At 64.3% G+C, this 13,760-nt stretch carries 13 protein-coding genes and 1 tRNA gene; 7 read left to right on the forward strand and 7 right to left on the reverse strand.

All coding sequences use genetic code 11. The features are described 5' to 3' along the window. Nucleotides 1-68 precede the first annotated feature (68 nt). Nucleotides 69-1,517, forward strand: a complete 1,449-nt coding sequence (locus QZ471_RS03440; RefSeq protein WP_295460883.1) for an ATPase domain-containing protein — start codon at nucleotides 69-71, stop codon at nucleotides 1,515-1,517. 25 nt (nucleotides 1,518-1,542) lie between these two features. Further along, nucleotides 1,543-1,911 (forward strand): response regulator, encoded by a 369-nt coding sequence (locus QZ471_RS03445; protein ID WP_295460884.1) that lies wholly within the window; start codon nucleotides 1,543-1,545, stop codon nucleotides 1,909-1,911. Nucleotides 1,912-1,990: 79 nt separating this feature from the next. On the opposite strand, the gene QZ471_RS03450 is transcribed toward QZ471_RS03445, so the two are convergent. Then, entirely contained in the window at nucleotides 1,991-2,242 is a 252-nt protein-coding gene (locus tag QZ471_RS03450) for a CsbD family protein (RefSeq protein WP_295460885.1), read from the reverse strand. A 136-nt stretch (nucleotides 2,243-2,378) separates the two neighbouring features. On the opposite strand from QZ471_RS03450, the gene QZ471_RS03455 reads away from it, so the two are divergent. From QZ471_RS03455 to cadR, 3 genes are all read left to right on the forward strand, one after another. Next, nucleotides 2,379-3,779, forward strand: coding sequence for a hypothetical protein (locus tag QZ471_RS03455; protein ID WP_295460886.1), 1,401 nt, complete (start codon nucleotides 2,379-2,381; stop codon nucleotides 3,777-3,779). Between the two features lie 170 nt (nucleotides 3,780-3,949). Continuing rightward, complete coding sequence (locus QZ471_RS03460) at nucleotides 3,950-4,129, forward strand: hypothetical protein (RefSeq protein WP_295460924.1); 180 nt, start codon at nucleotides 3,950-3,952, stop codon at nucleotides 4,127-4,129. A gap of 173 nt (nucleotides 4,130-4,302) precedes the next feature. Then, complete coding sequence (cadR, locus tag QZ471_RS03465; RefSeq protein WP_295460925.1) at nucleotides 4,303-4,773, forward strand: Cd(II)/Pb(II)-responsive transcriptional regulator; 471 nt, start codon at nucleotides 4,303-4,305, stop codon at nucleotides 4,771-4,773. On the opposite strand, the gene rimO is transcribed toward cadR, so the two are convergent. Further along, on the reverse strand, nucleotides 4,770-6,095 hold the full coding sequence (gene rimO / locus QZ471_RS03470) for a 30S ribosomal protein S12 methylthiotransferase RimO (RefSeq protein WP_295461454.1): 1,326 nt from the start codon (nucleotides 6,093-6,095) through the stop codon (nucleotides 4,770-4,772). The genes cadR and rimO overlap by 4 nt on opposite strands. Nucleotides 6,096-6,401: 306 nt before the next feature. On the opposite strand from rimO, the gene QZ471_RS03475 reads away from it, so the two are divergent. Beyond that, nucleotides 6,402-8,243 carry a potassium transporter Kup gene (locus tag QZ471_RS03475; protein ID WP_295461455.1) on the forward strand — a complete coding sequence of 614 codons (1,842 nt, stop codon included), beginning with the start codon at nucleotides 6,402-6,404 and terminating at the stop codon, nucleotides 8,241-8,243. Between the two features lie 164 nt (nucleotides 8,244-8,407). On the opposite strand, the gene QZ471_RS03480 is transcribed toward QZ471_RS03475, so the two are convergent. The 5 genes from QZ471_RS03480 to QZ471_RS03500 all read right to left on the reverse strand — a co-directional run bounded on the left by QZ471_RS03480 (nucleotide 8,408) and on the right by QZ471_RS03500 (nucleotide 13,266). Continuing rightward, nucleotides 8,408-8,713 carry a hypothetical protein gene (locus tag QZ471_RS03480; protein WP_295460927.1) on the reverse strand — a complete coding sequence of 102 codons (306 nt, stop codon included), beginning with the start codon at nucleotides 8,711-8,713 and terminating at the stop codon, nucleotides 8,408-8,410. Between the two features lie 106 nt (nucleotides 8,714-8,819). Then, nucleotides 8,820-10,094 (reverse strand): AcvB/VirJ family lysyl-phosphatidylglycerol hydrolase, encoded by a 1,275-nt coding sequence (locus tag QZ471_RS03485; protein ID WP_295460928.1) that lies wholly within the window; start codon nucleotides 10,092-10,094, stop codon nucleotides 8,820-8,822. A 7-nt stretch (nucleotides 10,095-10,101) separates the two neighbouring features. Next, nucleotides 10,102-12,759: a bifunctional lysylphosphatidylglycerol flippase/synthetase MprF gene (gene mprF / locus QZ471_RS03490; RefSeq protein ID WP_295460930.1), complete on the reverse strand. Its 2,658-nt coding sequence runs from the start codon at nucleotides 12,757-12,759 to the stop codon at nucleotides 10,102-10,104. Nucleotides 12,760-12,952: 193 nt separating this feature from the next. After that, nucleotides 12,953-13,029, reverse strand: a tRNA-Met gene (locus tag QZ471_RS03495). A gap of 90 nt (nucleotides 13,030-13,119) precedes the next feature. Further along, complete coding sequence (locus QZ471_RS03500; protein WP_295460932.1) at nucleotides 13,120-13,266, reverse strand: hypothetical protein; 147 nt, start codon at nucleotides 13,264-13,266, stop codon at nucleotides 13,120-13,122. Between the two features lie 172 nt (nucleotides 13,267-13,438). Here QZ471_RS03500 and QZ471_RS03505 point away from each other — a divergent pair, with 172 nt between their 5' ends. Further along, complete coding sequence (locus QZ471_RS03505; protein WP_295460934.1) at nucleotides 13,439-13,756, forward strand: hypothetical protein; 318 nt, start codon at nucleotides 13,439-13,441, stop codon at nucleotides 13,754-13,756. Nucleotides 13,757-13,760 lie beyond the last annotated feature (4 nt).

Below are 13,760 nucleotides of genomic sequence, written 5' to 3' on the forward strand. Positions count from 1 at the left end.
TTGCCTGCGAAGGACCGGATGCCCGTCCGCTGGGCGTCCAGACACATTTTATTGTTGAGGCATCGTTCTTGAATCGACTCGAGCGCGTCGTAACCGGTATCCAGGGGCTGGATGAGATCTTGAAAGGAGGCCTGGTCGCAGGTGCCTCCTATGTCATCCAGGGCAGACCGGGCTCCGGCAAATCGATCATGGCCAACCAGATCGCCTTCAACCACGTGCGTAATGGCGGCCGGGTGCTCTTCGCCACCATGCTGTCGGAAACCCACGAGCGGATGTTCCAGTTCTTCTCCACGCTGGATTTCTTCGACCGCTCCTGCATCGGCGACCAGGTCCAGTACCTCAGTGCCTTCGATACCATGGAAGGCGAGGGGCTGGACGAGGTGGTCCGCCTGCTACGCCGGGAAATCAGTCGGCAGAAGGCCAGCCTGCTGGTGGTGGACGGTCTGCTCAATGCCCGTTCGCGCGCCGAGACGCCCATAGATACCAAGAAATTCATCGCCGAACTCCAGGGCCATGCGGCCTTCGCCGGCTGCACGGTGATCTTCCTCACCAGCGCCCGCTTGGAAGATGGCAGCCCCGAACACACCATGGTCGACGGGGTGCTGGATCTGCACGAGGAAGAGATCGGCAGTCGCAGCATTCGCCGCTTGGCGCTGCGCAAGACCCGCGGCAGCGGCGCCCTGCCGGGTTTCCACGAATTCATCATCTCCCAGGCCGGCATTACCGTCTTTCCGCGCCTGGAAACCCTCTATCGCGATCCATCAGCGGGTGCGACCTACAAGGTCAGCAATGCCCGGGTGACCAGCGGCATACCGTCCCTGGACACCATGGTCGACCAGGGCCTGCCGGAGAGTTCGACGACGTTGCTGATAGGGCCCTCGGGCGCGGGCAAGACCTCTCTCTGTCTGAACTTCCTCGCGGCCTCCACTGCCGAGGCGCCTGGGCTGATGTTCGGCTTCTACGAGCCGCCGGAGCGCCTCTATCTCAAGGCCGGCTCCCTCGGACTCGATCTGGCCGGGCGCGTGGGGGAGGGAGCGGTGCATGTGCACTGGCAGCCCACCACGGAGTTGCGCATCGACGACGTCGGCCACCAGCTGCTGGCGCTGATCAAGCAGCATGGCATCAAGCGTCTGGTGATCGACAGCCTCGGCGCCATCGCGCGCTTCGCCATCCCGCAAGGACGGCTCATCGAATACTTCAGCGCCCTACTGAACGAGCTGCGTACCCAAGGCGTCACAGTTCTAGCCACCTGGGAACTGCGCGACGTGTTTGGCGCGGACATCTCGGCGCCGGCGCCCGAACTTTCCAGCATGGTGGACAATCTGATTTTGCTGCGCTTCGTCGAGGCCGAAGCGGAGATCAAGCGGGTCCTGTCCATCCTCAAGGTGCGGGACAGTCTCTACGACCCGTCACTATGCGAACTGGTGATAGGCAACTCAGGAATCGAACTGAAAAAGGCGTTCAAAGACATGGTGAAGGTTCTTTCAGGTTCAGCCATGCCCTCAGCGCAACCATGATCGCGTCGGAGGGGAGAGTTTCCGCATGACGACGATACTGGTAGTCGACGACGAATTTCTGATAGCGGACATCCTGGCCTTCGCCCTCGAGGACGAAGGCTACATGGTGGTCAAGGCGAGCAACGGTCGCCGGGCGCTGGACGTATTCGATCGCGAACTACCGTCACTGGTCATCACCGACTTCATGATGCCGGTCATGAACGGCCGCGAACTGGCCGAAGCGCTGCGCGAGCGGCAAGGTCTGCAGCACCTGCCGATCATCCTTATGAGCGGTGCCCAGGCGCATCTGGCCCAGGAAAGTTCCGAGTTGTTCGACGCCGTCTTCCAGAAGCCCTTCAACATCGGGGAAATCGTCGACACCGTGCGCCGGCACCTGCTGACCGCAAACGAGTGAACGCCCTCAATGCAAAAGGCCTGCACGAGCAGGCCTTTTGCATTGAGGGCTGGCGTGGTTGCCAGCCCTGCGTTCGCTATCAGGAACGCGAAAGCAGTACGCCGAGTACGAAGCCGATGCCACCGGCGACGGCCAGGGCGGTGAAGGGCTTGTCGGCGGTCACGTTGCGTGCGGTGTCGATGGCCTGACCATACTGCTGCTGCAGTTTGCCCTCCAGTTGCCGCGCCTTGCCTTCGGCTTGCCAGTCGGCATTGCCGGTCGCGGCGCCGAAGCTGTCCTGGATCTTGCCGGTGGCGTCTTTGGCATTGCCTATGATTTGATCGGTATTCATGAATGCACCTCGTGTTGTGGAAACGGAAGAGGTCATGCCAAGCGGCATGCTTCCTCTATTGATCCGCGCCAGACGCATTTCGTTCAGGTCAATTTGCTGTTCGCGACCTCCATCGCGGTTCCTGCCGAGAGGATCCATGACCCCGAGCCGTCTTTCCGCCCTCTGTCTGCTCTCCCTGCTGGCCGGCTGTACCACCCAGCAGCCCCCTGAAACCGCCCCCGACGCCGATGGCCTCTTCGCCCGGCCAGTAGTCGCCGGGAGCGCCCTGCGCGACGGCTCCCGTCTGCAGGTGGCGTTGGCCCTACCGGAGGGTGGCAGCGCCCTGGTGGCCCTCGACTGCGCCCGAGACGAGGCGCGCCTGCTCTATCTAGACGGTGCCCAGCGCGTTTATCCCGGGCGGGTGAATGGCTATGCCGCACCGCTGGCCCTGAGCGCCGCGAAGGTCGCGGCACTCAAGGCCAATCCCGAGGTGCAGGCGCTCTGCGCGCAACCGGCCAGTACCGACTGGCGCACTCTGGCCACGGCACCTGGGGGCGATGCGCTGGTACTGGACCGCAACAGCCTCGTCGATGCCGGTGGTGTGCGCCGCTTCTGGGGTGGTCAACAACTGGCCGCGACGATCCAGACACCGCGCTATGGCGCTCCCGTGCGCCTGTGGCGGGAATCCCTCGCCGCGGACTGCACCGCGCGGCGGTACGTCCTGCTCGCCCGTTACGGTCTCGATGAGGGCGGGTTGATCACCGACAGCCAGTCGGCAGATCTGACCCAGGAAGCCTTCGCCGCCGCGCCAGTGGAGCGCCGTACTCTCCTCGAAACCGCCTGCGATCGCCGGGAGGCCCTGCTGGCCGCACCACGGTCGCGCGCTGTCACTGCGCCGGCTGCAGCGCCTGTCGTCGCGTCGCCGCTGGCCGAGCTGCCGGCTGTCCAGCCGCAGCCGATGCAGGCACTGCAGGCCCTGACCCTGCCCGCAGCGCGAAGCGGGGTGCAGCGCTACGTGGAGGAGGGGGAAAGCCGCTACGACGGCCAGACGCATCCCTATCGAGAGGAGGTCCAGGTCAAGGCGGCGGGTACGTCCGGCCTACTGCGGCTGACCGCGGCGGGCAAGCGGGCGCGGGTGGATGCGCTGAACTGGCGCGGTCTGCTGGATCTGGTACGTCGTACCCGGGTCGACAACGGCAGCCTGCCGGTCGAAGAGCTGGCCGTAATCGAGCAACTGAGCTTCACCGGCGACTGGCGTACCCTCGCGGTCGGCAGCCAGGTCGGTTACCAGGCACGGCAGGCGCTGAGCGGCACCCTCAAGCAGGCCGAGCGCCGCGAACTCAAGGTGTCCTGCCAAGTGGTGAGCGAAGGCGATGCACGCCAGGTCCTGGCGTCGTTGAGCGGTCGCGCCAAGCGCCTCGATTGTCGACATGGGGACGCGAGCGACGGGCCCCGCAGTCGCTGGGTATACCTGCAGGACTATGGTTTCTTCCACATGACCAGCGTCGGCGCAGGTGGTCCCATGGGGTTGGAAAAGCACCTGACCGACTTGCAATAGCCCGCGTCAGAGCGGCGGGTGGAGCAGAAGAAGCTGAGGACGGACTTAAAAGTTTCCTGGATATTATTTCCTGGCAGGTAAATATCACTCTCGAAAAGGCCACTTTTTAGCGAATTGGTACCAGTAGTACGCTGTGTCTATCGAAGCAGCACAACCAAGAGGTATTCGCTATGAAAGTCTTAGGTATCCCGGCGCTCGTTGCCATCGTCTTCATGGGCTTACTGTCGGGTACGGCATCCGCCGCCAGCCGTGACGTGTCCAACAAGTCGATCCGCGCCAATGCTCAGGCCCAGTTCCAGTCCGAGCATCCGGCCCGGACCTCCGCGCTCTACCAGAACAACGCCAACTGATACTGGCGCCCGCTACGACGCCCCCTGCGATCCACTCATCGCCGGGGCGTCGCCTTATCCGCTCTCCGCTCCTGTCGACCTCGACTCTACCTCTCCATCGCCACCATCGTCTTGATCCCTGCCGCCGCTCCCGTCAGGCTATCTCCAGTGAAGCTATCGAGTGATATACGGCCATGAGAATCGGCGAGCTGGCCAGTCTTACCGACTGCGCCGTCGAAACCATTCGCTACTACGAGCGGGAAGGCCTGCTGAGCCCGGCAGCGCGCAGCAGCAGTAACTACCGCCGCTACGACCAGAGCCATGTCGAGCGGCTGGTGTTCGTTCGCCACTGCCGATCGTTGGACATGACGCTGGGTGAGATCAAGGCACTGCTGGCGTTGCGCGATAGCGGCGAGCCAGGCTGCGATCAGGTCGACGCCCTGATCGGCGCCCACCTGCATCATGTGGAAGTCCGCATCCGCGAGCTGAACCAGCTGCGCGAGCAACTGGTGACCTTGCGCCACCAGTGCCAGGGCGAGGGGGCCGGTGATCGTTGCGGTATCCTACGCGAGCTCAGCCAGCCGGCAGCGCCGTCACCCATCACTGCCCAGTGCAGCGCGGCCGGGCACGCCCATGTGCCCGGTACGCACCGGCTACAGGATTAGATAGCTTCCGCCCAGAGGTCGTATTCGTCGGCGTCGGTGACGCGCACCCAGACCTTGTCGCCGGGTTGCAGCGGCGTCGCGCTGTCGACATAGACGTTGCCGTCGATTTCCGGCGCATCGGCGTAGGAGCGGCCGATGGCACCCTGTTCGTCCACCTCGTCGATCAGCACCTCGATCTCACGACCGATCTTCAGCTGCAGGCGTGCCGCGGAAATGGCCTGCTGGTGCGCCATGAAGCGCTCCCAGCGGTCCTGCTTGACCTCGTCCGGAACCGGGTCCAGGCCCAGCTCGTTGGCGGGTGCGCCCTCGACCGGCGAATACTGGAAGCAGCCGACGCGATCCAGCTGGGCTTCGGTGAGCCAGTCCAGCAGGTACTGGAAGTCTTCCTCGGTCTCGCCGGGGAAGCCGACGATGAAGGTGGAGCGGATGGTCAGCTCCGGGCAGATTTCCCGCCAGCGCTTGATGCGCGCCAGGGTCTTATCCTCGAACGCCGGGCGTTTCATGGACTTGAGCACCTTGGGGCTGGCGTGCTGGAAGGGGATGTCCAGGTAGGGCAGCAGCTTGCCGGCGGCCATCAGCGGGATGACGTCGTCGACGTTGGGGTAGGGGTAGACGTAGTGCAAACGGACCCAGACGCCCATGCCCGACAGCGCCTCGCACAGCTCCAGCATACGCGTCTTGACCGGCTGGCCGTTCCAGAAGTCCAGCTTGTACTTGAGGTCGACGCCATAGGCGCTGGTGTCTTGCGAGATCACCAGCAGCTCCTTGACGCCGGCCTTGACCAGCCGCTCGGCCTCGGACAGCACGTCGCCCACCGGCCGGCTGACCAGCTTGCCGCGCATGGAGGGGATGATGCAGAAGCTGCAGCTGTGGTTGCAGCCTTCGGAAATCTTCAGGTAGGCGTAGTGACGCGGGGTCAGCTTGATGCCCTGGGGTGGCACCAGGTCGATCAGCGGATTGTGCTCTAGCTGCGGCGGCACCACCTCGTGGACGGCGCTGACCACCTGCTCGTACTGCTGCGGACCGGTCACCGCCAGCACGCTGGGGTGCACGCCGCGGATGTTGCCCTCGTCCACGCCCATGCAACCGGTGACGATCACCTTGCCATTCTCGGCGATGGCCTCGCCGATGGCGTCCAGGGACTCGGCCTTGGCGCTGTCGATGAAACCGCAGGTGTTGACCACCACCACGTCGGCGTCTTCATAGGTCGGTACGATTTCGTAGCCTTCCATGCGCAGCTGGGTGAGGATGCGCTCGGAGTCGACGGTGGCCTTGGGACAACCGAGGCTGACGAACCCGACCTTGGGGGCGGACGTTTGGATGGACATGGGCTAACCTCGGCGGGCGCTCAGGAGGCGCCTTGATCAAAAAACGCGCGATTCTAGCCATCTCTGCCGCTGCTTGGAAGGGGCAGGCGGGCTCTATCGATGGCACAGAGCTTTTTGCCGACCAGAGAGTCTATGGAGCGTGAGGCGCTGCGCTGAGCGGTTGCTCTGGCTGCGTCCCTGGCCTTTTCAACTTGATCCCGGCGCCGCTTCGGCGCAGGATGCGCCGATTTTCGACTCTAGGAGCCCTGCATGAGCCGTCCGGAACACGAGCACGGTGGTAAAGCCCCTTCGGCACTGGGAATGATCGTTCTCGCGACCGGTGTGGTGTATGGCGACATCGGGACCAGTCCTTTATACACCCTCAAGGAAGTCTTCTCGCCGCACTACGGCTTGCCGCTGAACCATGACAGCGTGCTGGGTATCCTGTCGCTGATCTTCTGGTCGCTGATCTGGGTCGTTACCCTCAAGTACATCACCTTCGTGATGCGCGCCGACAACCAAGGCGAGGGTGGCATCATGGCGCTCACCGCGCTGGCTCGCCGTGCCGCCCAGGGCTCACCGCGCCTGGCCACCACCCTGGTACTGCTCGGCCTGTTCGGCGCGGCGCTCTTTTACGGTGACAGCATGATCACTCCGGCGGTCTCGGTGCTTTCGGCGGTGGAGGGGCTGGAATTGGCCTTCGATGGCCTTGAGCCCTGGGTCGTGCCCATCTCGCTGGTCATCCTGGTCGGTCTTTTCGCTATTCAGAAGCGAGGCACCGCGACCATCGGCAAGTTCTTCGGGCCGGTGATGGTGCTCTGGTTCACCTCGCTCGGTGCCCTGGGCGTCTACGGCATCGTCCAGCAGCCCGAGGTGCTCAAGGCGTTCAACCCCTACTGGGCGGTGGAGTTCTTCGCGGCCAACCCGATCAAGGGCTTCATCGTGCTCGGTGCGGCGGTCCTGGCGCTGACCGGTGCCGAGGCGCTCTACGCCGACATGGGCCACTTCGGTCGCAAGCCTATTGCTCGCGCCTGGCTGCTGCTGGTGCTGCCGGGCCTGGTGCTCAACTACTTCGGCCAGGGCGCGCTGCTGCTCGCCGACCCTGCCGCCGTGCGCAATCCCTTCTATCTGCTGGCACCGGAATGGCTGCTGCTGCCGATGATCGGCCTGGCCACCCTGGCGACCGTCATCGCCTCCCAGGCGGTGATCACCGGGGCCTTTTCCATGACCCGCCAGGCCATCCAGCTGGGCTACATCCCGCGCATGCAGATCCAGCACACCTCCAGCCAGGAGCAGGGGCAGATCTATATCCCGCTGATGAACTGGGTATTGATGCTGGGGGTGATCTTCCTGATTCTCACCTTCCAGTCTTCCGCCAACCTGGCCGAGGCCTACGGGGTAGCCGTGACCGGTACCATGCTGATCACCAGCTGTCTGGTGTCGGCAGTGATCCTGCTGCTGTGGAAGTGGCCACGCTGGGCCATGGTGCCGCTGTTGACCGGCTTCGTGTTGGTGGACCTGCTGTACTTCTCCGCCAATGCGCCGAAGATTTTCTCCGGCGGATCCTTCCCGGTGATCGCCGGCATCATCATCTTCATCCTGCTGACCACCTGGAAGCGTGGTCGCCAACTGGTGGTCGATCGCCTGGACGACGGGGCGCTGCCGCTGCCGATCTTCATCAGCAGCATCCGCGCCCAGCCGCCGTTTCGCGCCAAGGGCACCGCGGTTTTCCTCACCGCCCGGACCGACGTGGTGCCCCATGCCATGCTGCACAACCTGCTGCACAATCAGGTGCTGCACGAGCAGGTGGTGCTGCTCACGGTACGCTACGAGGACCGGCCGCGGGTATCGCGTGCGGAGCGCATGGAGGTCGAGGACTTCGGTGATGGCTTCTTCCGGGTGGTGCTGCACTACGGCTTCATGGACGAGCCGGACATTCCCCTGGCGCTCAGCCACTGCCCGCACCAAGGGCTGGACTTCACGCCGATGCGCACCACCTACTTCCTCAGCCGGGAAACGGTGATCGCCTCCAAGCGCCTGGGCATGGCGCCCTGGCGGGAGAATCTGTTCGTCTTCCTGATGAAGAACGCCAACGGCAACCTGAGATTCTTCAAGCTGCCGGTGAACCGGGTGATCGAGCTGGGTACCCAGGTCGAGATCTGATCGCAGGCGACATGAAAAAGGCTCCTTCGGGAGCCTTTTTCATGTCTGCAGATCGGCTTCGGCAGCCAAGTGCTGATGCATCGCGCCGGCTATGCAGGCGGCTGGTTTCGTTCGGTTCAGGTAGAGCGCTTGCGCTCTGGTTCGGGGAACGCCAGGACCAGGCTTCAGTTGAAGACCGGTGGAGGCAGGGCGTCGGGATCGGTGATGAAGGGCATTTGCCAGCTGTCCAGGATCTGGCCACGGCTTTCCAGCTCGGCGCGTACCGTGCCGATGTAGCCCGCCAGCCGCAGGGGATCGCGATAGTCGGTTTCGCTCAGCTGCTCTTCGGTATAGAGCGTCTTGCCCTTGGCATCGACCACACCCAGGGCGAGATCGTGGCCGTCCGCACCGCAGGACACCACGCAGCCCAGGGGTTGAAAGGCGTCCACCAGGATCTTGCTGGCGGCGTCGGCGGAAAGCGGTGTGGTCATGACGGGTCTCCGTGGCTGTTGCAGCCATAGACCGCCAGAGACTGCCTGGTTGTTCCGGCCGTGGGTCCGGGCCCGCAGGCCCGGACGAACGGCCGGACGCTGCACGCTATTGCGGCGTGCGGGCCTCGATGGCCTTGACCATGAAGTCGGCCAGGTTGTCGTAGTTCTCGTCGAAGTGGTGGCCGCCCGGGCGCTCCAGCTTCTCGCCCGCCATGCCAGGCTCGGTGCAACCGCTCTCGTCCTTCTCTTCGGCGCCATAGACGCAGTACAGCTTCGCTGCGGGAATGCGCTTGGCCTCGGGCAGGGTGTCGGCTTCGTCGCCCGGTTTGCCGAGCCAGCCTTCCACGGCGATCTCGAAGTTGCTCTTGCGGCTGTAGGCCAGCAGCAGCAGGGTCGAGATCTGGTCCTGATCAGCCTTCGGCAGGCGGTTGTAGACCGCGGGCAGGATGTCGGCGCCGAAGGAGTAACCGGCCAGCACGAAGTGCTTGGCACCCCATTTCTCGCGATACTCCTGCATCAGGTTGGCGAGGTCGGCGGCGACCTGTTCGGGGCTCTTGTGCTGCCAGAAGTAGCGCAGGGCATCGACACCCACCACCGGGTAGCCGGCCTCGTTCATGGCTTGGGCCGAGAGGCGGTCGATGTCGCGCCAGCCACCGTCACCCGAATAGAAGATGGTGACGATGTCCGGGTGACCGGGCTTGACGTCCGGGTCGGCTGGCATCTCGATGGTCGGGATGTCGTTGTGCTGGCCCAGCAGGCGCGTCTTCAACTGCTCGCGCAGCACTACCGGCAGGGCGGTGCCGTAGTCGGCGATGGTGAGGTCGGCATTGCTCTGCTGGCGCACGAAGATCGCCGATTCATCGGTGGGATGATCGTTCCAGGCGATATGCCACTGGCCCGCAGCGGCCTTGGGCGGCAGGGCGTCCGGGCAATCCAGGGTATCCAGGTTGAAACCGACGCTGAGGGCGGCGGCCTTGGCGTCACTCTGGGTGGCCAGCCAGCGCCAGGCACGGGCCGCGCCCGGGCCGATGCCGCCGACGAAGGTCGGGGCGCCACTGAGCTCCTTGGCCGCACTGGCGAAATCGTCGGCCTGGGCCTGGCAGCTGTTGAGTACCTTGATCTCGTACTGGACGATCTCGGCACCGGTGTTGGTGGCAAGACTCAGCAGATCGGCGTCCGCCAGTTGCAGGTCGGGCGGGGTGGCCAGGACCACCCGGGCATGGGGCTCGCCCTTGGGCGCGGCCATGGTCAGCAGGCGACCATCCGCCTGTGCCTCTACCTTGACTACCGGCGCCGATGGCCAGCGATGGAACCACCACCAGCCGAGGCCCACGGCGATCAGCAGGACGATGAGCAGTACCGCGAGTACGCGTTTCAGCATAGGGATCTCAACGTTTGACCAGGCCGGTATAACCCCCGGCGATAAGGGCTGCAGTGTCGGCGAAGGCGACCAGCGGGTCCAGTCCTGCCGGCACGGCCATGTAGCGCGGCTCCCACTCCGGATCGAACTTGTCCTTGAAGCGCCGCAGTCCCTGGAAGTTGTAGAACTGCTCGCCGCGTCTGAACACCATGGCGCCCAGGCGCTGGGTGATGGGCGCGCCGCGCCGCGGGTGCAGGCCGGCCAGCGGTACCATGCCGAGGGAGAAGCGCGCGTAACCCGCCGCCTTGAAGTGCAGGATCAGCCCGAGCATGAGGAATTCCATGGTCTGCTTGGGTGCATCCGCGGTGACCCTCATGAGGTCGATGCTGGCGAGATCGGTACGCTCGGTCTCCAGCAGGTTGGCGAAGGCCACCGCTCGGTCCTGGAAGCGCACCACGGCGATGCGGAAGTGGCGCAGGTAGTCGGGGTCGAAGCGGCCGAGGGAGAAGCCCTTCTCGCGTACCTGCTTGCTTTCCAGCCAGACGTCGGAGATGGCCTTGAGTTCGTCGAGGGGAGCCTCCCCCGGCGCGTGGAACTCGATGGACAGGCCGTCGCGCTGACCGCGATTCCAGGTGTATCTCAGGTCTTTCTTGCCTTTGCTGTCGAGGTCGAAGGCATGCAGGTCGACCCGTGCTTCTTCGCCGAGCTTGAGCGCGGTGAGGCCAATGTCCATGTAGAACGGCAGGTTCTCGGCACGGACCTGATAGAACACTGGCCGGGCATGGTGCAGGTCGCAGAGATCGCGGAATTTCCAGATCAGCTCGGCGCGTGGCTGGGAGCGGCCGATCGGATCGAAGAGGGCGATCAGGCTGCGGCCGCGACGACCGTACATCAGGAAGGCGGCGTCGCTCTCATGGAAGAGCAGGGCCTTGTCGCCGGTCATCACCAGGCCGCCATCCGGCTGGCTGGATTTACGGACGATGTCGAAGGCGCGCTGCAGGTCTTCGCTGGTGGGCGCCTCGATGGCCGGTGGAGCGGCCCGCAACAGCCAGCCCAGGGCGATGATCAGCAGCAGCACCGAGCTGCCCAAGGCGGCGCGCAGACCGCGGGGCGCATCGGCGTCCAGGGCGAACTGCCACCAGAGGCGCGTCTCGTAGGGGACGTCCTGGTAGGCGAACAGCAGCAGCCAGACCGAAGCCGCCACCACGCAGATGCTGGCGGTGACGTACAGCGGCGAGAAGGGCTGTTCCATCAGGCGGCTGCGCCGATAGAAGGACTTGCGGAAGATGGCCAGCAGGGCGGCCGTCATCGCCAGGATCGAGGCTTCCTCCCAGTCGAAACCTTTCAACAGGGACAGCAGGGAGCCGAGCAACAGCAGGATCAAGGTCACCGCCCAAGCCGCGGACAGGCGCCGACGCAATCCCTGCGCCAGCAATAGACAGACGACACCGATCAGGCTCGCGCCCAGGTGAGAGGCATCGATCAACCGCTGGGGAAGCAGGAAGTCCATGCCTTCCAGACGGGTATCTATTTCAGGGGTGACCCCAGAAAAAAGCAGGACCACCCCAGAGAGAAAAACCAGGATGGCCAGGATGGGCGCGGCGAGGCCCGAGGCCACACGCACCGCCGGACTGTTCGACAGCAGGCGCCGGCCTTCGCTGAACAGCAGTACCAGGCAGGCGATCACGAAGGGCAGCAGGACGTAGAACAGCCGATAGACCACCAGCGCCGCGGCCAGCTGGGCGGCACCCAGCTCGTTGGCGAAGGCTGCCAGCAGCACCGCCTCGAAGACGCCGACACCGCCCGGCACGTGACTGAGGACGCCAGCGGCCAGGGCCAGCAGGTAGACCAGCAGGAAGGCGCCGAAGGGCGGTGCCGTCGGCAACAGCAGATAGAGCACCATCGAGGCGGCGACGACGTCGAGGATGGTGATGGCCAGCTGCAGGACCGACAGTCGCAGCGTCGGCAGACGTAGCGCACGCTTGCCGATGCGGAAGTGCAGTGCGTGAGCGCATGGCTGTTCCGGTGCGCGCCAGCGGCGCAGGGCCAGGATGCCCACGGCGTAGCCCGCCAGGATCAGCCCGGCTACGGTGACGATCACCGACTCAGGCACGCGTAGCGCCTGGGTGGAGGCATCCAGGTTGGTGAGGGCGGCGATGGCGGCCAGGGGCGGCAGCGCGGTGCCCAGCGCCAGGCTGGAGAAGACCGTCATCTGCGCCACTTCCAGGGCGCTCAGCCCCTTGCGCGCATAGAGGCGATAACGCACCGAGCCGCCGGACAGCATGGACAGGCCGACGGCGTTGCCGATGGCGAAGGCCGTGAAGCCACCCAGGGTCCAGGTCTTGGCCGGCAGCTTGACGTCGGCGAAGCGCATGGCCGACCACTCGTAGCCCAGCAGGATGGTGAAGCCGGCGGCCGCAGCGACCAGCGCACCGATCAGCGCCGAGTGCGGGATATCGCGCAGGGCATCGTGCAGGGCCTCGCCGTCGATGCTGCTCAGCAGGTGCCAGCAGACCATCAGGGCGATGGCGAACAGCACCAGGGTGAACCCCAGTTCGAGGGGTTGCCGGTAGGCGGTCAGCTTTTCCAGAAGGCGCCAGGGCAGGGCGGGAGGCGGCGAAACAGGATGCTCCGAAAGGGATGCCGGCTTCGAGGAGACCTCTTTGGCTGGATCAGGTGCAGTCATGCAAACTCCTCTGAACGGGAAACGCGCGTCAGATTACTGGTCGCGTGCGGTTTGCCAAGCCTTGTACAGGTAAAAAAAGCTCTGTTCCAATCTTTGTAGCCGTTCCGGCTACAGAGTTCGCGCCTGTGGTTATGACAGGAGGGCCAAATTCCGCGCAAAAAAAAACCACTCAAGAGAGTGGTTTTTTCGGAATTGGTTGCGGGAGCTGGATTTGAACCAACGACCTTCGGGTTATGAGCCCGACGAGCTACCAGACTGCTCCATCCCGCGTCCGATGGGGCCCAGTATAGGGCCGAAAATTAAATCGTCAAGAAAAATTTAATATTCATCAAGGAGTTATTTCGCGGCGCAGGGGCGAGGTCATTTGTCGCCGTCGTTTTTCTGCATCTGGACCGAGGCCTTTTCACCACTGGAACGGTTCTGCTGGTCCGACTGATCACGGTCGAAGCAGCCACCGAGCACCAGGGCGATGAGTAGGGTGGAACTGAGGAGCAGGGGGCGTTTCATGAGAGGTCTCCTGGTTGTACGTGCTCAGTCGACCGGGTAGGGAGGAAAAGGGTCCGGAAAACCGATGAGAGTCCAACAGCACGCCAAGTGAGACGGTGATAGCAAATTGCCGGGCGGCCTGTGGGGTGAGTGGTGGCCATGTGCTATCTTGGCGCGTGGCACGGAGAACCCTATGACCCCTTCCCAGGAATCGAGCTGTCTGGACCAGCGCATCATGCGCGTGATGGAGCAGGACGTGGCGGCGCTCGTCGCGCACCTGTGCAACCTTTCCCTGGCCCTGACGGGCAGCAGTGCCAAAGGTGCGGGCGACATGGCACTTCAGGTCGTGGAAAAAGTCGAATTACTCGTCGATGACATGAAGACGCTCAGCGCCGCGGCGCAAGAGCTGCTGGATATGACCTCCCGCCCCGTGCGACCGGGCCATCCGGATGAACGTATCGTCGCCGGCAACGACGAGGATGCGCCCTTCGACGATGGGCAGCGCGACTGAGCGG

The organism is uncultured Pseudomonas sp., assembly GCF_913774235.1.
Classification (GTDB): domain Bacteria; phylum Pseudomonadota; class Gammaproteobacteria; order Pseudomonadales; family Pseudomonadaceae; genus Chryseomonas.